Origin of the sequence: Streptomyces sp. CG4 (assembly GCF_041080655.1) — a bacterium.
GTDB lineage: Bacteria > Actinomycetota > Actinomycetes > Streptomycetales > Streptomycetaceae > Streptomyces.
In genome coordinates this window covers 405,543-425,090 of sequence record NZ_CP163525.1, presented here as the reverse complement: position 1 = coordinate 425,090, position 19,548 = coordinate 405,543, and the positions used below count along the sequence as shown (strand labels likewise).

The following is a 19,548-nucleotide window of genomic DNA, read 5'->3' as shown; positions in this document are numbered from 1 at the left end:
CCCGAGCCTCCCGCGCCGCACGGGCCCACCCGTGAGGCTGCCCTCCCACGACACCCCGGCCCCACCGCAGTCCACCTCTTCGCACAGGAGTGGCGACACCCGATGACCAACGACGAAAAGCTGCTCTCCTACCTCAAGCGGGTCTCCGCCGACCTGGCCCAGACCCGTCAACGGCTGCGCGAGGTGGAGACCCAGGACCGGGAACCCATCGCCATCGTCGGGATGAGCTGCCGCTTCCCCGGCGGCGTCACCACCCCGGAGGAGCTCTGGCGGCTCGTCCACGACGGCAGCGACGCCATCGGTGACTTCCCCGACGACCGGGGCTGGGACGTCGACGCCCTCTACGACCCCGACCCGGACGCCACCGGCAAGACCTATGTCACGCGCGGTGGCTTCCTGGACGACGCGGCGGGCTTCGAGCCGGACTTCTTCGGCATCAGCCCCCGTGAGGCGGTCGCGATGGACCCCCAGCAGCGGCTGCTGCTGGAGGTGTCGTGGGAGGCCCTGGAACGGTCCCGGATCGCCCCCGACTCGGCGCACGGCGCCCGGATCGGAGTGTTCGCGGGCACCAACGGCCAGGACTACAAAGACCTGTTGGCCAAGATGCCCGAGGAGAGCGAGGCGGCGCTCGGCACGGGCGTGCTGGCCGCCGTCATCTCCGGCCGCATCTCCTACACCCTGGGCCTGGAGGGCCCGGCCGTCACCATCGACACCGCCTGCTCCTCGGCGCTCGTCGCGGTGCACCTCGCCGTACAGGCGCTGCGCACCAAGGAGTGCACCCTCGCCCTGGCGGGCGGCGCGACCGTGATGTCCACGCCGAACAACTTCATCGCCTTCTCCCGGCAGCGCGGTCTCGCCCCGGACGGCCGCTGCAAGTCCTTCGCGGACGCGGCGGACGGCACCGGCTGGAGCGAGGGCGCCGGCATGCTGGTGCTGGAACGGCTCAGCGACGCCCGGCGCAACGGCCACGAGGTGCTGGCCGTCGTCCGCGGCTCCGCCGTCAACCAGGACGGCGCCTCCAACGGCCTGACCGCGCCCAACGGGCCGTCCCAGCAGCGCGTCATCCGGGCCGCCCTGACCGGCGCGCAGCTCGGCCCGGCCGACGTGGACCTGCTGGAGGCGCACGGCACCGGCACCACGCTCGGCGACCCGATCGAGGCCCAGGCGCTGCTCGCCGCCTACGGCCAGGACCGGCCCGCCGACACCCCGCTGTGGCTCGGCTCGGTCAAGTCCAACATCGGGCACACCCAGGCCGCCGCCGGCGTCGCCGGCATCATCAAGGCCGTCATGGCGATCCGGCACCAGGTCCTGCCCAAGTCGCTGTTCGCCGACGAGCCGTCCACCAAGGTCGACTGGGCGCAGGGCCAGGTCCGGCTGCTGACCGAGAACCGTCCCTGGACCGACCCGGGCCGCCCGCGCCGGGCCGCCGTCTCCTCCTTCGGAGCCAGCGGCACCAACGCCCACACCATCCTGGAGGAGGCCCCCGCGGAAGAGGAGACGGCCGAGGGCGAGCCGCGTACGGCGCCGCCGCTGCTGCCGTGGGTCCTCTCCGGTCGCACCGAGCACGCCCTGCGCGCGCAGGCCGCCCGTCTGGTCGCCTCGGCCGGTGAGCTGGACGTAGTGGACGTGGCACACTCCCTCGCCGCCACCCGCACCGCCCACCAGTACCGGGTCGTCGTCCTCGGCACCGACCGCGAGGCGCTCATGGCGGTCACGGCCCGGATCGCCGAGGACGGTCGGGGCGCCGCCGTCTCCGGCCGCGTCCGCAAGGGACAGACCGCCTTCCTGTTCACCGGGCAGGGCTCGCAGCGCGCCGGTATGGGCCGCGAACTGTACGCGCACTTCCCGGTGTTCGCCCGCGCCGTCGACGAGATCTGCGCGCTGTTCGACGACGACCTGCGCGAGGTGATGTTCGGCGACGACCCCGAACCGCTGAACCGCACCGCCCGCACCCAGACCGCGCTGTTCGCCTTCGAAGTCGCGCTCCACCGGCTGGTGGAGTCCTGGGGCCTGACCCCCGACTACCTCGCCGGGCACTCCATCGGCGAGATCGCCGCCGCCCATGTCGCGGGCGTCCTGGACCTGAAGGACGCGACCACGCTGGTGGCGGCGCGCGGCCGGCTGATGCAGGCGCTGCCCGAGGGCGGCGCCATGATCGCCGTACGCGCCACCGAGGACGAGGTCCGCCCGCTGCTCACCGAGCGGGTCGGCATCGCCGCCGTCAACGGCCCCGACTCCGTGGTGATTTCGGGCGACGCCGCCGAGGCCGAGGCGGTGGCGGCGCACTTCGAGAAGAGCCGGCGGCTGAAGGTCTCGCACGCCTTCCACTCGCCGCTCATGGAACCGATGCTGGCCGACTTCCGGGCGGTCGTCACCTCCCTGACCTTCCACCGGGCCACCGTCCCGGTGGTCTCCAACGTCACCGGCGCCCTCGCCACCCAGGACCTCGCCACCCCCGACTACTGGGTGCGGCATGTGCGCGAGGCGGTCCGCTTCCACGACGGGATACGCGCCCTCGCCGCCGAGGGCGTCACGCGCTTCCTCGAACTCGGCCCGGACGCCGTACTGACGGCCATGGCCCGTGAGTGCCTGGCCGCCGACGGCACGGACACCGACGCCGTGCTGGCCGCCGCCACCCGCCGCGAGCGCGACGAGACCGAGACGCTGCTCACCGCCGTCGCCCAGATGTACGTCGGCGGGACCACCGTGGACTGGACCGCGCTGTTCACGGGCGCCCGCACCGTCGACCTGCCCACCACCGCCTTCCAGCGCGACCGGTTCTGGCCCGAGACGGCCACCCTCGTCGGCGACGTCGGCTCCGCCGGCCTCGACTCCGCCGACCACCCGCTGCTCGGCGCGGCCACGATGCTGGCCGGCTCCGACGGCGCCGTACTCACCGGCCGGCTGTCCGTGCGCACCCACGCCTGGCTCGCCGACCACGTCGTCGGCGGCTCGGTCGTCGTGCCCGGCACCGCCATGGTCGAGCTGGCCGTCCGCGCCGGCGACCAGGTCGGCTGCGGCCGCCTGGAGGAACTCGCCCTGGAAATACCGCTGGTGCTGCCCCCGGACGACGGCGTGCGCGTCCAGGTCGCCGTCGGGGCGCCGGACGCGTCCGGCGCCCGTACGGTGCACGTGTACGCCCGCGCCGAGAGCCTGCCCGCCGACGAGCCGTGGACCCTGCACGCCTCCGGCCTCCTCGCCGCCGGCACCGACACCCCGGGCACCCGCCTGGACGTCTGGCCCCCCGAGGACGCCGAACCCCTCGACACCACCGGCCTGTACGAGCGGCACGCCGCCGCCGGCCTGGAGTACGGCCCGGTCTTCCAGGCCCTGACGGCCGCCTGGCGGCGCGGCGAGGAGGTGTTCGCCGAGGTACGGCTGCCCGAGCGGCCCGCCGCCGACGCGCCGCGCTTCGGCCTCCACCCCGCCGCCTTCGACGCGGCCCTGCACTCCCTGGCCCTGCTCGGCGACGGATCCGCCGACGACACCGCCCGGCTGCCCTTCATGTTCGCGGGTGTCACCCTGCACGCCGTCGGCGCCTCCGTGCTGCGCGCCCGGCTGGCGCCCGCCGGGCCCGGTGCCTTCGCCGTCGATCTGGCCGACGCCACCGGCGCCCCCGTCGCCACCGTCACCTCGCTCGCCTCCCGCCCGCTCACCAACCTGCGGGCCGCCCGCGACACCACCAGCGACGCCCTGTTCGCCCTCGACTGGCAGCCGCTGCCCCTGGAGACCGAAGCCCCCGACACCGACCACCGGGTGTTGCACAGCACACGGGGGGCGGATCCGGCCGCCGTACGGGAGGCGCTGCACAGCGCGCTCGCGGCCCTCCAGGACGACGACCCGCGGCCGCTGGCCGTGGTCACCCACGGCGCGGTGAGCGTCGCGGGCGAGGACGTGCCCGACCTGGCCGGGGCCGCCGTATGGGGTCTCGTGCGGTCCGCGCAGTCGGAGAACCCCGGCCGGTTCGTGCTGCTCGACCTCGAACCGGGGGTGGATGCCGGCGCCGTACTGCCAGCGGTCCTCGCCTCGGGCGAACCGCAGATCGCGATCCGGTCCGGAGCCGCCCGCACCGCACGGCTGATCCGCGCGGAAGTACCCGCAGCATCAGGTGAGTTGAACCTGGATCCCGAGGGCACGGTCCTGCTCACCGGCGCCACCGGCGGCCTCGGCCCGGTGCTCGCCCGCCACCTGGTCACCGCCCACGGCGTCCGTCACCTGGCGCTGCTCAGCCGCTCTGGCAACTCCGCCGACCTGATCGCCGAACTCGCCGGCCTCGGCGCCACCGCCACCGCCCACGCCTGCGACGTCGCCGACCGGGACGCCCTCGCCGCCGTGCTGGCCGCCGTCCCAGCCTCGCGTCCCCTTACCGCAGTGGTGCACGCCGCCGGTGTCCTGGACGACGGCGTGGTCTCCTCGCTCACCCCCGAGCGGATCGACACGGTCCTCGCACCGAAGGCCCTCGGCGCCCTTCACCTCCACGAACTGACCGCGGATCTCTCGGCGTTCGTGCTGTTCTCGTCCGTCGCCGGCACCGTCGGCGCCCCGGGCCAGGGCAACTACGCCGCCGCCAACGCCCTCCTGGACGCCCTCGCCGCGCACCGCCACGCCCAGGGCGCGCCCGCGCTGTCGCTGGCGTGGGGGCCGTGGGCCCCGTCCGGCGGGATGACCAGCTCCCTCGACGAGGCCGACCGCGCCCGGATGGCGCGCGGCGGCATGACCGCCCTGTCGGCCGAGGAGGGCACCGCCCTGTTCGACCTGGCGGTGCGCGCCGGCCGTCCCGCGTCGGTACCGGTGCGGCTCAGTCTGCCCGCGTTGCGCGCCCAGGGCAGCGGCCTCGCGCCCGTGTTCCGTGCGCTGGCGGGCCGTCCGGTGCGCCGGGAAGCCGCAGCCGAAAGTGCCGGCACCACCTTCGCCGAGCGCATGGCCGCCCTCGGCGAAGAGGAGCGCGCCGAGGCGCTGCTGCACACGGTCCGCGCCCATGTCGCCGCCGTGCTCGGGCACGCCAACCCGGACAGCGTGGAGACCGACCGGGCCTTCAAGGACCTCGGCTTCGACTCGCTGGCCGCCATCGAGCTGCGCAACTCCCTGTCCGAGGAGATGGGGCAGCGACTGTCCGCCACGCTCGTCTTCGACCATCCCTCACCCGAAGCGCTCGCTGCTCACCTCGGCACCCTGGTCGGTGGCGCCGGCGCCGGAGCCCGCCGTGACCGCCGTACCGTGCGGGCCCGCGCGGACGAGCCGCTGGCCATCGTCGGTCTGGCGTGTCGCTACCCGGGCGACGTCCGCAGCCCCGAGGACCTGTGGCGCCTGGTCGCCGACGGCACCGACGCCATCACCCCGTTCCCTGCCAACCGGGGCTGGGACGTGGACCGGATCGTCGACCCGAACCGGCAGCGGCCCGACACCTCCTACGTCGGCGAGGGCGGATTCCTGCACGAGGCGGGCGCGTTCGACGCCTCCTTCTTCGGTATCAGCCCCAAGGAAGCCCTCGTCATGGACCCGCAACAGCGGCTGCTGCTGGAGGCGTCCTGGGAGGCGCTGGAGAGCGCGGGCATCGACCCGCACAGCCTCAAGGGCAGCCGCACCGGAGTCTTCGCGGGTGTCCAGTACCACGACTACTTCGGCAGCTTCGGCTCCGGCAGCATCATCTCCGGCCGCATCGCCTACACCCTGGGACTGGAGGGCCCGTCGCTCTCCGTCGACACCGCCTGCTCGTCCTCGCTGGTGGCGCTGCACCTGGCCGCCCAGTCGCTGCGGCAGGGCGAGTCCAGCCTCGCGTTGGTCGGCGGCGTCGCCGTGATGGCCACCCCGGAGACGTTCATTGAGTTCAGCAGGCAGGGCGCGCTCGCCCCCGACGCCCGCACCCGCGCCTTCGCCGACGCGGCGGGCGGCACGGTGTGGGGCGAGGGCGTCGGCGTCATGGTCGTGGAACGGCTCTCCGACGCGCGTCGCAACGGCCACGAGATCCTCGCCGTCGTGCGCGGCACCGCCGTCAACCAGGACGGCGCCTCCAACGGCCTCACCGCCCCCAACGGCCCCTCCCAGGAACGCGTCATCCTCGAAGCCCTGGAGAACGCCGGCCTCACCACCGCCGACGTGGACGTCGTGGAGGCGCACGGGACGGGGACGACCCTCGGCGACCCGATCGAGGCGCAGGCCCTGCTGGCCACCTATGGCCAGGAGCGCGACGAGGACGGCCCGTTGTGGCTGGGCTCGGTCAAGTCCAACATCGGGCACACCCAGGCCGCCGCCGGTGTCGCCGGTGTCATCAAGATGGTCATGGCGATGCGGCACGGGGTGCTGCCGCAGACCCTGCACGTCGACCGGCCGTCCACGAAGGTCGACTGGGACGCCGGACAGGTACGGCTGCTGACCGAGCAGCGCGACTGGCCGCAGCAGGGCCGTCCGCGCCGGGCCGGGGTGTCCTCCTTCGGCATCAGCGGCACCAACGCCCACGTCATCCTCGAACAAGCCCCGCCCGCTCCTGCCGAGCCGCAGCACACCGGTCCCGAGGCCCTCGCCGTCCCGTGGCTGCTGAGCGCCAAGACGCCTGCCGCACTCGCCGGCCAGGCCGCGGCCCTCCTCGGCCACCTTGACACCCACCCCGATCTCGACCCGTCCGACATCGGCTGGACGCTCGCCACCGCCCGCGCCCGCTTCGCGCACCGGGCCTCGATCACCGGAGCCGACCCGGCCGAACTGCGCGCCGCCCTGGCCGCGTTGGCGGATGGCGCTACAGCGCGCACCCTCGTCGAGGGCACCGCGGCCGGCCGCGCCCGGCCCGCGTTCGTCTTCCCCGGCCAGGGCTCCCAGTGGTCCGGCATGGCCACCCAACTCCTCGACGACTCCCCGGTGTTCGCCGCCCGCATGGCCGAATGCGCCGCCGCCCTCGCCCCGTACACCGACTGGGACTTCCCCACCGAGCTGCGCGGCGACCTCGACCGCGTCGACGTCGTCCAGCCGCTGCTGTGGGCGGTGATGGTGTCCCTGGCGCACACGTGGAGCGCATACGGCGTCACCCCGGCCGCCGTCATAGGCCACTCCCAGGGCGAGATCGCCGCCGCCTGCGCGGTCGGCGCGCTGTCGCTGCAGGACGGCGCTCGTGTCGTCGCCCTGCGGTCCCAGGCCATCGCCGAGCTGCTGTCCGGCTCGGGCGGCATGATGTCCGTCGCCGAGGGCGCCGAAGCGGTCCGCGCCCGGCTCACGGCCTGGGACGGACGGCTGTCCGTCGCCGCCGTCAACGGCGCCGCCTCCACGGTGGTGTCCGGCGACCCGGACGCCCTGGACGAACTCCTCGCCCAGTTGCGGGCGGACAAGGTCCGCGCCAAGCGCCTGCCCGTGGACTACGCCTCCCACAGCGCCCACGTCGAGACCCTGCGCGAGCGCCTCGCGGACGTCCTCGACGGCATCGAGCCCCGGGCCGCTCAGGTGCCGTTCTACTCGACCGTCACCGGCGGCCCGATCGACACCACGGAGCTCGGCGCCGGGTACTGGTACACCAACCTGCGCGGAACCGTGCTGTTCGAGGAGGCGGTGCGCGCCGCCGTCGCCGACGGGCACCAGCTGTTCATCGAGTCCAGCCCGCACCCGGTGCTGACCGTCGGCATCCAGGAGACCGACGAGGCCGTGGCCGCCGTGGGTTCCCTGCGCCGCGACGAAGGCGGCCGGGACCGGCTGCTGACCGCCCTCGGCGAGGCCTTCACCCACGGCGCGGGCGTCGACTGGGCCGCCGTCGCCGAGGGCCGCCGCGCGCGCCGCGTCCCGCTGCCCGGGTACGCCTTCCAGCGCGAGTGGTACTGGCTGGACAGCACCGCGACCGGCGCCGACGTCACCTCCGTCGGCCTCGCCCCCACCGACCACGCCCTGCTCGGCGCCGCGATGGTGCGGGCCGACAGCGAGGGCGCCGTCCTCACCGGACGCCTCTCGCCCGGTATCCAGCCCTGGCTGGAGGACCACCGGGTCGGCGGCCGGCTGCTCTTCCCCGGCACCGGGCACCTGGAGCTGGCCCTGCGCGCCGGCGACCAGGTCGGCTGCGGCGACATCGCCGAACTCACCCTGCACGCCCCGCTGGTCCTGCCCGACCACGGCGCCGTCCAGCTCCAGGTGGTCGTCGGCACGCCCGAGGGGGACACCCGACCGGTCACCATCTGGTCGCGCCCGGAGAGCCCCGACGAGGAACTGCCCTGGACCCGGCACGCCGACGGCCTGCTTGCCCCGACCGGCACCCTTCCGGGTGGCGGCGCAGACCCACTCACCGCCTGGCCCCCGCAGGGCGCCGAAGCCGTCAGCCTGGACGGCCTGTACGACGAACTCGCCGCCCTCGGTCTCGGCTACGGGCCGCTGTTCCAGGGCCTGCGCGCCGCCTGGCGCACCGAGGACGGCCTGTACGCGGAGATCGCCACCGACGCGGCACCCGACGGCTTCGCGCTGCACCCGGCCCTGTCGGACGCCGCCCTGCACACCGTCGGCCTCACCGACGCGGCGGGCGAGGAGGCCCTGCTGCCGTTCGCCTGGTCCGGGGTACGGCTGTACGCCACCGGCGCGACCGCGCTGCGCGTCCGTGTCCGGCCGACGGGTGAGGGCACCGTCTCCCTCACCCTCGCCGACCCCACGGGCGCGCCCGTCGCCACCGTCGACTCGCTCACGCTGCGGCCCCTGAACGCCGAAGCGCTGGCGGGGGCGGACCGCTCGGCCCGCGCGGGTTCGCTGTACCGGGTGGACTGGGTGCCGGCGCCGTCGGCCCCGCATTCCGCCGAGGCAGTGGAAGTGGTGCGTGCCGTGGCCGGGGTGAGCGCCGCCGAGACCCGGGCGGCCGTCGGCACGGTCCTGGACGAGCTGCGTGCCCGGCTCGCCGACGACGCCCCCACTCTCGTCGTCGTCACCGGTACCGACCCGGCGGGTGCCGCGGTCGGCGGCCTGGTCCGCTCGGCCCAGTCGGAGAACCCCGGCCGTATCGTGCTGATCGAGGCCGAGGAGGAGCCGGCCGCCGATCGCCTCGCCGAGGCGGTGGCCACCGGGGAGCCGCATCTGGCCTTCCGCGACGGGGCCTGGCACGTGCCGCGGCTGGCTCGCGTCACCCCCGGCGACGCCGAACCGGCCACCGACGGACCTGACTCGGCCGCCGACTCCGGTGCGAGCACCGGCCTGGGCACCGGCACCGGCCTGGGCACCGGCACCGTCCTGCTCACCGGCGCCACCGGCGCCCTCGGCGGCATCTTCGCCCGCCATCTGGTCGCCGAGCGGAACGTCCGGCACCTGCTGCTGCTCAGCCGCAGCGGTGCCACCGACGACCTCGTGGCCGAGCTGACCGAGCTGGGCGCCGGGGTGACGAGCGTCGCCTGCGACGTCGCCGACCGGGCCGCGCTCGCCGCCGTACTGGACGCCGTACCGGCCGACCGGCCGCTGACCGCCGTGATCCACGCGGCCGGCGTACTCGCCGACGGCGTGCTCGGCTCGCTGACCCCGGAGCGGCTCGACACGGTGTTCCGGCCCAAGGTCGACGCCGCCTGGAACCTGCACGAACTCACCGCGGACCTGGACCTGTCGGCGTTCGTGCTGTTCTCCTCCTCCGCCGCCACGCTCGGCTCGCCGGGCCAGGCGAACTACGCGGCCGCCAATGCCTACTTGGACGCGCTCGCCGTACACCGCTGCACCCTCGGGCTGCCCGCGCTCTCCCTGGCCTGGGGCCTGTGGGCGCAGGCCGGCGGCATGACGGGCACCCTCGACGAGACCGACCTCACGCGCATCGCCCGCGGCGGTGTCGCCCCGCTGGACACGCAGGAGGGCGTCGCCCTCTTCGACGCCGCCGTGCGCGGCCACGACCCGGCTGTGCTGCCGGTGAAGCTGGACCTGGCCGCGCTGCGCGCCCAGGGCGTGGGCCTGGCCCCGCTGTTCCGCGCCCTGGTGCCCGTACGCCGGGCCGGTGCGGCCACCGGACAGGCCGCGGCCGGCGGTGCCGATGCCCTGCGGGAGCGGCTCGCCGGGCTGCTGGAGGCGGAGCGCGAGGCGTTCCTCACCGAACTCGTGCAGAACCACGTCGCGACCCTCCTCGGCTACCGCTCCGCCCAGGACGTCGGCCGCACCCTGGCCTTCAAGGAACTCGGCTTCGACTCGCTGGCGGCCGTGGAACTGCGCAACCGGCTCACCGCGGCCACCGGCCTCCGGCTGCCCGCGACCCTCGTGTTCGACCACCCGACCCCCGCGCACCTCGCCCGGTATCTGCTCGGCGAACTCACCGGCACCCTCACCGAGACGAGCACCCGCACCGCCACCCCGCGGAGCGCCGCGGCCGACGAACCGATCGCCGTCATCGGCATGGCCTGCCGCTTCCCCGGCGACATCGCCTCGCCGGAGGACCTGTGGCGGCTGGTGGCCGAGGGCCGGGACGCCGTCGGTGAGTTCCCGGACGACCGCGGCTGGGACGTCGAGAACCTCTACGACCCGACCCTGGACCGGCCCGGCACCAGCTACACCCGGCGCGGCGCCTTCCTGTACGACGCCGCCGACTTCGACCCGGCGTTCTTCGCCATGGACGAAGAGGAGGCGGAGGTCACCGACCCGCAGCAGCGGCTGCTGCTGGAGACCTCCTGGGAGGCACTGGAGCGCGCCTCCATCGACCCCGCCACCCTGCGCGGCTCCGACACCGGTGTGTTCGCGGGCGTGATGTACCACGACTACTTCGGCAGCTTCGGCTCCGGCAGCGTGGTCTCCGGCCGCGTCGCCTACACCCTGGGCCTGGAGGGCCCGACCCTGTCCGTCGACACGGCCTGCTCCTCCTCGCTGGTGGCGCTGCACCTGGCGGCACAGTCGCTGCGCGACGGGGACTGCTCGCTGGCGCTGGCCGGGGGAGTGACCGTCATGGCCACCCCGGGCACCTTCGTGGAGTTCAGCCGGCACCGGGGCCTGTCCCGCGACGGCCGCTGCAAGCCCTTCGCGGACGCGGCCGACGGCACGGGCTTCGGCGAGGGCGCCGGGGTGCTGCTGCTGGAGCGGCTCTCCGACGCCCGGCGCAACGGCCACAAGATCCTCGCCCTGCTGCGCGGCACCGCGGTCAACCAGGACGGCGCCTCCAACGGCATCAGCGCTCCCAACGGCCCCGCCCAGCAGCGCGTCATCCGCCGCGCCCTGCAGGCGGCCGGTGTCGAGGCCGCCGAGGTAGACGTGGTCGAGGCGCACGGCACGGGTACGACGCTGGGCGACCCCATCGAGGCCCAGGCGCTGATCGCCACCTATGGCGCCGAGCACTCCGAGGACAGCCCGCTGTGGCTCGGCTCGGTCAAGTCCAACCTGGGCCACACCCAGGCCGCCGCCGGTGTCGCCGGTGTCATCAAGATGGTCGAGGCCATCCGCAACGCGACCCTGCCGGCCAGCCTCGGCATCGACCGGCCCTCCCGGCACGTGGAATGGGAGGGCGCGGGCGTCCGCCTGCTCACCGAGAACCGCCCCTGGCCCGACCCGGGCCGCCCGCGCCGCGCGGGCGTCTCCTCCTTCGGCATCTCCGGTACCAACGCCCATGTGATCGTCGAGGCCGCGCCCGCCGAGAAGCCGGCGGCGCTGCCCGCGGCCCCGGCTGTCGGTACCGTGCCGTGGTTGCTCTCCGGCCACACCCCGGACGCCCTGCGCGCCCAGGCCGCCCGGCTGCTGGAGCACCTGTCCGGAGCCCCGGATGCCACTCTGTCCGGCGCCCCGGACGCCCCCTTGGACACCGCCCCGGACACCGATCCGCACCGCCTCGCCGGTGCGCTCGCCCACGCCCGCACCCGGCTCGGCCACCGGGCCGCCGTCCTCGGCCGCACCCGCAACGAACTGACCGCGGGCGTCCGGGCGTTGGCGGAGGGCCGCACCCCGCGGACCGGTGCCCTCGGCACCGCCACCGACGGCCGGCTCGCCTTCCTGTTCTCCGGCCAGGGCTCGCAGCTGCCGGGCATGGGCACCTGCCTCGCGGCGGCCTTCCCCGCCTTCGCCGCCGCTTTCGACGAGGTCAGGGCCCACCTGGACCCGCTGCTGGACCGGCCGCTCGCCGACGTGCTGGGCTCCGCCGAACTGCTGGAGCGCACCGAGTACACCCAGCCCGCGCTGTTCGCCGTGGAAGTGGCCCTGTACCGGCTGCTGGAAGCCTTCGGCGTCCGGCCCGACCTGCTCGCCGGGCACTCCGTCGGCGAGTTCGCCGCCGCCCACGTCGCGGGCGTACTCGACCTCAAGGACGCCTGCACCCTCGTCGCCGCGCGCGGGCGCCTGATGCAGGCGCTGCCCGCGGGCGGCGCGATGATCGCCGTACAGGTCACCGAGGACGAGATCGTGCCCCTGCTGGGCGACGGCGTCGGCATCGCCGCCGTCAACGGGCCCCGGTCGGTGGTCGTTTCCGGCCCCGCCGCACCGGCCCGCGCCCTGGCGGCCCGCTTCGAGCGCACCAGGGAACTGGCCGTCAGCCACGCCTTCCACTCGGCCCTGATGGAGCCGATGCTGGAGGAGTTCCGCGAGATCGCCGCGTCGCTGTCGTACGGCACGCTGCGCATTCCGCTGGTGTCCACCCTGACCGGAGCCCCGACCGGCCCCGACGAGCTGTCCACGCCCGAGTACTGGGTACGGCACGCCCGCGAGGCCGTCCGCTTCGCCGACGCCGTCGATGCCCTGCACGACGCGGGTGTACGGCACTTCGCGGAGGTCGGCCCGGGGAGCGCGCTGTCCGCCGCGGCGGGCGAGTGCCTGCCGGACCGTACGGCCGTCGTACCGCTGCTGCGCAAGGACCGCGAGGAGACCGAGGCGTTCGTCACCGGGCTCGCCGCACTGCATGTGCGCGGTGCCGCCGTGAACTGGGCGGGCCTGCTGCCGCACCGCGACGGCTCGGATCTGCCCACCTACGCCTTCCGGCGCAGCCGCTACTGGATGACCGGCGACCTCGGCCTGCCGCGTCCGGCCGTCGGCCATCCGCTGCTCGGCACCGCGGTCGAGCTCGCCGGTGCCGACGGCCTTCTGTACACCGGCCACCTCTCCCTCGCCGGCCAGCCCTGGCTGGCGGACCACAGCGTCGGCGGAGTACCGCTCCTGCCGGGCACCGCCTTCGTCGAGATGGCCCTGGCCGCCGGGGCCCGCGTCGACTGCGGCACGGTGGAGGACCTGACCGTCACCGAACCGCTGGTCCTGCCCGAGGACGGCGCCGTCCGCCTCCAGGCCACGGTCGGCGAGCCCGACGCGAGCGGCGCCCGCGCCTTCCGCGTGTACGCCGCCACGGCCGACGGCGACCCCTGGACCACCCACGCCACCGGCCTGCTGCGGCCCGCCGAGCAGCGCCCTGCCCACGACCCCACCACCTGGCCACCGCCCGGCGCCGAACCGGTCGACCTGGACGGCGTCTACGACCAGCTGGCCGAGCTGGGTGCCGAGTACGGGCCCCGCTTCCAGGGGCTGCGCGCGGCCTGGCGGCGCGGCGACGAGGCGTACGCCGAGGTCGCCGTCCCGGTCGACGGCGCCGCGTTCGGCCTGCATCCTGCGCTGTTCGACGCCGCTCTGCAGGCCATCGGGCTGCGCGCCGGAGCCGAGGAGCGTATGACGCTGCCCTTCGCCTGGAACGGTGTCGAGCTGTACACGCGGGGCGCCAGTGCGCTGCGGGTGCGGGTCGCCCCGGCCGGCACCGGCGCGGTGCGCATCGAGGCCGCCGACGAGACCGGGCGGCCCGTGGCGCGGGTGGCGTCGCTGTCGCTGCGCGACGTGGACCCGCAGCGGATCGCCGCGGCCGCCGTGGGCGGACACGACGACCTGTTCGCCCTCGACTGGGTGCCCCTCTCCGTGCCCGCGGCCCCCCAGGCCGGGCGGTGGACCGTACTCGGCGCCGACGGTGAGGAGTGGGCCGATGCCCTGGGCGGAGAGGTCGCGGAGGTCGCCGTCGCCGGCGATCTGGCGGAGGTCGCCGAACAGGCCCCGGACACACTCGTCCTCGTGCACACCGGCGGCGACGGACCGGATGCGATCCGGGCCGGGGTCCATGAGCTGCTCGGCCAGGTGCAGGACTGGCTGGCCGACGCCCGGTTCGGCGACTCCGGCCTGGTGGTGGCCACCCGGGGCGCGACCGGCCCCGGGGCTGTCACGGACCCCGGCGCCGCCGCCGCATGGGGCCTGATCCGCGCCGCCCAGTCCGAGCACCCGGACCGGCTGGTCCTCGCCGACCTGGACGACACGGACGCCTCCCGGCGCCTGCTGCCCTCCGCCGTCGCCTCCGGTGAACCCCAACTGGCGCTGCGGGAAGGCAGGTTGAGCGTTCCTCGGCTGGTGCGCGCCCCGCGGCTGGCCGAGCCCGCCCCGGCCGACTGGTCCGGCGGGGTCCTCGTCACCGGCGGCACCGGCGCCCTCGGGCGGCTGGTCGCCCGGCACCTGGTCACCGCGCACGGCGCCGAGCGGCTGGTGCTGCTCAGCCGCAGCGGACCCGAGGGGCCCGGCGCGGCCGAGCTCAGGGAGGAACTGAGCGCGCTCGGCGCGCAGGTGACGATCGTCGCCTGCGACGCCGCCGACCGCGCCGCCCTCGCCCGGGTCCTGGACGAACACCCGGTCTCCGCCGTCGTCCACACCGCGGGCGTCCTCGCCGACGCCGTCCTGACCTCGCTCACCCCGGAACGGCTGGACACCGTACTGCGGCCGAAGCTGGACGCCGCCTGGCACCTGCACGAACTGACCCGGGACCGGCCGCTGACCGCGTTCGTGCTGTTCTCCTCCGCGGCCGGTCTGCTCGGCAGCCCCGGTCAGGCCGGCTACGCCGCCGGCAACACCTTCCTCGACGCCCTTGCCGCGCACCGCCGCTCGCTCGGCCTGCCCGGAGTGTCCCTCGCCTGGGGCGCCTGGGCGGGCAGCGGTGGCATGGCCGACCGGCTGGGCGACACGGACACCCGCCGCATGGCCTCCGGCGGGGTGCTCGCCCTTGACGCGGCGGCGGGGCTCGACCTGTTCGACACGGGTGTGGGCCGGGACGAACCGGTCCTGCTCCCTGCCCGCCTCGACCTCGCCCCGCGTGCGGCCGCCCGTATCGCGCCGCTGCTGCGCGCCCTGGTACGAGCGCCGCGCCGGACCGGGCCCGGAGCACCGGCCGCCGCGTCGGCACTGCGCCGCGAACTGGCCGCGCTCGCACCCGAGGAGCGGACCGAACGGCTGCTGACGCTGGTGCGGGACGAGGCCGGGTCGGTGCTCGGCATCGAAGAGATCGAGAACGAACTGCCCTTCAAGGACCTCGGCTTCGACTCGCTGACCGCCGTCGAGTTCCGTAACCGGCTCAACGAGGCCACCGGCCTGCGGCTGACCGCCACGCTCGTCTTCGACCACCCCACGCCGGCCGTGCTCACCGAGCACCTCGCCGCCGAGCTGGCCCCGCGCACCGCCGGCGGCCCGCGCGACGAGGAGGACACCGTGCGGGCGGCGCTCGCCGCCATCCCGGTGGGCCGGCTCCGCGAGGCCGGCCTGCTGGACAGCCTGCTCGAACTCGCCGGAGTGCGGCCCGCGTCGGAGTCGGCGGCGGCCGGTGAACCCGGTGGCGCGTCGATCGACACGATGGACGCCGAGAGCCTCATCAGCAGGGCGCTCGCCGACCTCGTCGAGGACGACGACGCCCTGTGACGACGCCCGTGACAAGGAAGAGGACCATGGCCGAGTCCGAGAAGCCGGACACCAGGATGGTCGAGGCGTTGCGCGCCTCGCTCAAGGAGATCGAGCGGCTGCGGGAACGCAACCGCGCGCTGACCGCGGCCGCCCGGGAACCGGTCGCGATCGTCGGCATGGCCTGCCGCTACCCGGGCGGCGTACGGTCCCCCGAGGACCTGTGGCGCCTGGTCGCGGACGGCGCGGAGGGCATCACCGAGTTCCCCGGCGACCGCGGCTGGGACCCGGACCTGTACGACCCGACCCCGGGAGTGCCGGGCCGCTCCTACACCCGCGAGGGCGGATTCCTGCACGACGCGGGCGACTTCGACGCCGCCTTCTTCGGGATCAGCCCGAACGAGGCCCTCGTCATGGACCCGCAGCAGCGGCTGCTGCTCGAAGGCTCCTGGGAGGCGCTGGACAACGCCGGCATCGACCCCGTGTCGCTGCGCGGCAGCCGCACCGGCGTCTTCGCGGGCGTCATGTACCACGACTACTTCGGCAGCTTCGGCTCCGGCAGCATCGTCTCCGGCCGGGTCGCCTACACCCTCGGCCTGGAGGGCCCGACACTCAGCGTCGACACCGCCTGCTCCTCGTCGCTCGTCACGCTGCACCTGGCCGCCCAGGCGCTGCGGCAGGGCGAGTGCACCCTGGCGCTGGCCGGGGGAGTGACGGTGATGGCCTCGCCGGGCACCTACGTCGAGTTCAGCCGCCAGGGCGCCCTCTCCCCGGACGGCCGCTGCCGCTCCTTCGCCGACGACGCGGCCGGCACCGGGTTCTCGGAAGGCCTGGGCGTCCTGGTGCTGGAGCGGTTGAGCGACGCCCGGCGCAACGGCCACGAGGTGCTGGCCCTTGTCCGCGGCTCCGCGGTCAACCAGGACGGCGCGTCCAACGGACTCACGGCGCCCAACGGTCCCTCGCAGCAGCGGGTGATCCGGCAGGCGCTGGCGGCGGCCCGCTTGTCGGCCGCCGACGTGGACGCGGTGGAGGCGCACGGCACCGGTACGACGCTGGGTGACCCGATCGAGGCGCAGGCGCTCCTCGCCACGTACGGCCAGGACCGCGAGGCGCCACTGTGGCTGGGCTCGGTTAAGTCCAACATCGGGCACACCCAGGCCGCCGCCGGAGTCGCGGGCGTCATCAAGATGGTCATGGCGATGCGCAACGACGTGCTGCCGAGGACCCTGCATGCCGAGCAGCCGTCCACGAAGGTCGACTGGGGCGCGGGAGAGGTGCGGCTGCTGACGGAGCAACGGGACTGGCCCCGCGCGGACCGCCCGCGGCGCGCCGGCATCTCCTCCTTCGGGATCAGCGGTACCAACGCCCACACCATCATCGAGGAGCCGCCCGCGCAGGAACGGCCGACGACGGACGGCGACGCCGACGCCCCGGCCGTCGTATGGCCCCTGTCCGCCCGGTCCGCACAGGCCCTGCCCGCGCAGGCCGAGCGGCTGCACGCCTTCCTGGCGGAGCGGCCCGAGCTGCACCCGGCGGCCGTGGCCCGGGCCCTCGGCACCCGGCGCACCGCGTTCGACCACCGCGCGGCCGTCACCGGCACCGACCGGGACCAGCTCCTGGCGGCCCTGCACGCCCTCGCCACCGGGACACCCGCCCCCACATCCGCCACCGGCAAGGCCCGGACCGGGACCCGTACGGCGTTCCTGTTCACCGGCCAGGGTGCCCAGCGTCTCGGCATGGGGCTCGAACTCCGCGCCCGTTACCCGGTGTTCGCCGACGCCTTCGACGCGATCGACGCACGCATCGGCCTGGACCTGGCCGGGCTGCTGGCGGGCGACGACACCGACGCCGTGCAGCGCACCCAGTACGCGCAGACGGCACTGTTCGCCTTCGAGGTGGCCCTGTTCCGGCTGCTGGAGTCGTTCGGCGTGCGGCCCGACGCCCTGGCCGGGCACTCCGTAGGGGAGATCGCCGCCGCCCATGTGGCGGGTGTCCTGGACCTGGACGACGCCTGCACCCTGGTCGCCGCACGCGGCCGGCTCATGCAGGCACTGCCGGAGGGCGGCGCGATGGTCGCCGTACAGGCCACCGAGGACGAGGTACGGCCCCTGCTGGACGGCCGGGTCGGGCTCGCCGCGGTCAACGGCCCTTCCTCCGTGGTCCTTTCCGGCGAGGAGGAAGCGGTGCTGGCCGCCGCCGAGGGCTTCGCGAAGACCAAGCGGCTCTCCGTCTCACACGCCTTCCACTCACCCCTGATGGACGGCATGCTCGATGAATTCCGGTCCGTGACCGAGACGTTGACCTTCCACGAGCCGCGCATCCCGCTGGTGTCCACGCTCACCGGCCGCCCCGCCGACGGCGAGCAGCTGTGCGACCCCGGCTACTGGGTACGGCACGTGCGGGAGACGGTCCGGTTCGCCGACGCCGTCGCCGCCCTCACCGAATCGGGCGCCGGCCGCTTCGTGGAACTCGGGCCCGATGCCGTCCTGACCGGCCTCGCCCGCGCGTGCGCGGAAACCGACAGCGCCGTCTTCGTCGCCCTCGGCAAGCGGCACGGCAGCGAGCCCGCGGCCCTCTTGTCCGGCCTCGCCCGCCTGTACACCGACGGCCTCGCTCCCGACTGGACGGCGCTCTTCCCCGGTACGGCGCGCGCCGATCTGCCCACCTACGCGTTCCGGCACGAGCGGTACTGGCTGAACGCGGACGTGGCCGTGACCGCAGCACCGCTTGACGACGCCGTGCCCGCCGCGGCCCACGAACCCGTGGACGCCGAGCCGTTGCGGCAGCGGCTGGCCGGAGCCACGCCCGCCGAGCAGGAGGCGCTGCTGACGGACGTGATCCGCGCCCAGACCGCCGCGATCCTCGGGCACCCCGGACCGGAGGCCGTCGAGCCGGATGCCGTCTTCCTGGAGATCGGCATGGACTCCGTCTCCGCGGCCGAACTCCGCAACGCCCTCGGTACCGCCCTGGGCAGCCCCCTCCCGGCGGGTGCCGTGTTCGACCATCCCAGCCCGGCCGCTCTCGCCGCCGTGCTGCGCGGACATCTCGCCGACGGCGGCCGACCGGAGCCGGCCGACGGAGCCGGAGACCTGGAGTCGGTCGGGGGGCTGGTGCGGCGCGCGGCGGCCGACGGGCGGATGGCCTCGGCCATCGAACTGCTGCGGAACGTCGCCGAGATCCTCCCCGGGTTCTCGTCCCTGGCCGAATTCGGGGACGTCACCGCCCCGGTGCGGCTTTCGACCGGGGATGCCGGGGACGGCGGGGTGACCGGGGAGGCTTTCCCGCGGCTGGTCTGCCTGCCCTCGCCGATGGCGCTCGGCGGCGCCCATCAATACGCCCGGTTCGCCCGGCACTTCCACGGCCGACGTGACGTCCTGGTGCCTGCGGTGCCCGGCTTCGGCCCCGGCGAGGCACTGCCACGTTCCGTGGAGGCCGTGGTGGAAGTCGTCGTCGAGGGCATCCGCCGGGCCTGCCCGGACGACCGGCCGTACGTCCTCGTCGGCTACTCCTCCGGTGGCCAGTTCGCCCACGCGGCCGCCGAAATCATGGAGAAGGCCGGACAACCCGCCTCGGGCGTCGTGCTGTTGGACACCTATCAGCCCGGGGACGACGGCAAGGACGACCTGTGGCGGCAGATGTTCGACGGCATGCTGGACCGCGAGTCCTCCCTCGGCGGCTTCGGCACCGCACGGCTCGCCGCCATGAGCCGCTACAGCGATCTCATCCAGCACTGCATGCCGGGCGCCCTGACGGCGCCGGTGCTGTTCGTGCGGCCCACGCGGTCCTTCGCGACCGGCACCGGCACGGACGACTGGCGGGCCGCCTGGCCCGCGGAGCACGAACCGGTCGACGTACCCGGCACGCACTTCACGATTCTGGAGGATTTCGCGGAAGCCACGGCCCAGGCGGTCGAGACCTGGCTGACCGCGACAGCAGCCGCCGGTACTCGCTGAAACAGAGAGAAGGCCGAAC

At 74.9% G+C, this 19,548-nt stretch carries 2 protein-coding genes; both read left to right on the top strand.

What is annotated here, in order from left to right; genetic code table 11:
• Positions 1–102 precede the first annotated feature (102 nt).
• Entirely contained in the window at positions 103–15,597 is a 15,495-nt protein-coding gene (locus AB5L52_RS01990) for an SDR family NAD(P)-dependent oxidoreductase (RefSeq protein ID WP_369362392.1), read from the top strand.
• Between the two features lie 26 nt (positions 15,598–15,623).
• Positions 15,624–19,529, top strand: coding sequence for a type I polyketide synthase (locus AB5L52_RS01985; RefSeq protein ID WP_369362391.1), 3,906 nt, complete (start codon positions 15,624–15,626; stop codon positions 19,527–19,529).
• Positions 19,530–19,548: the final 19 nt, after the last annotated feature.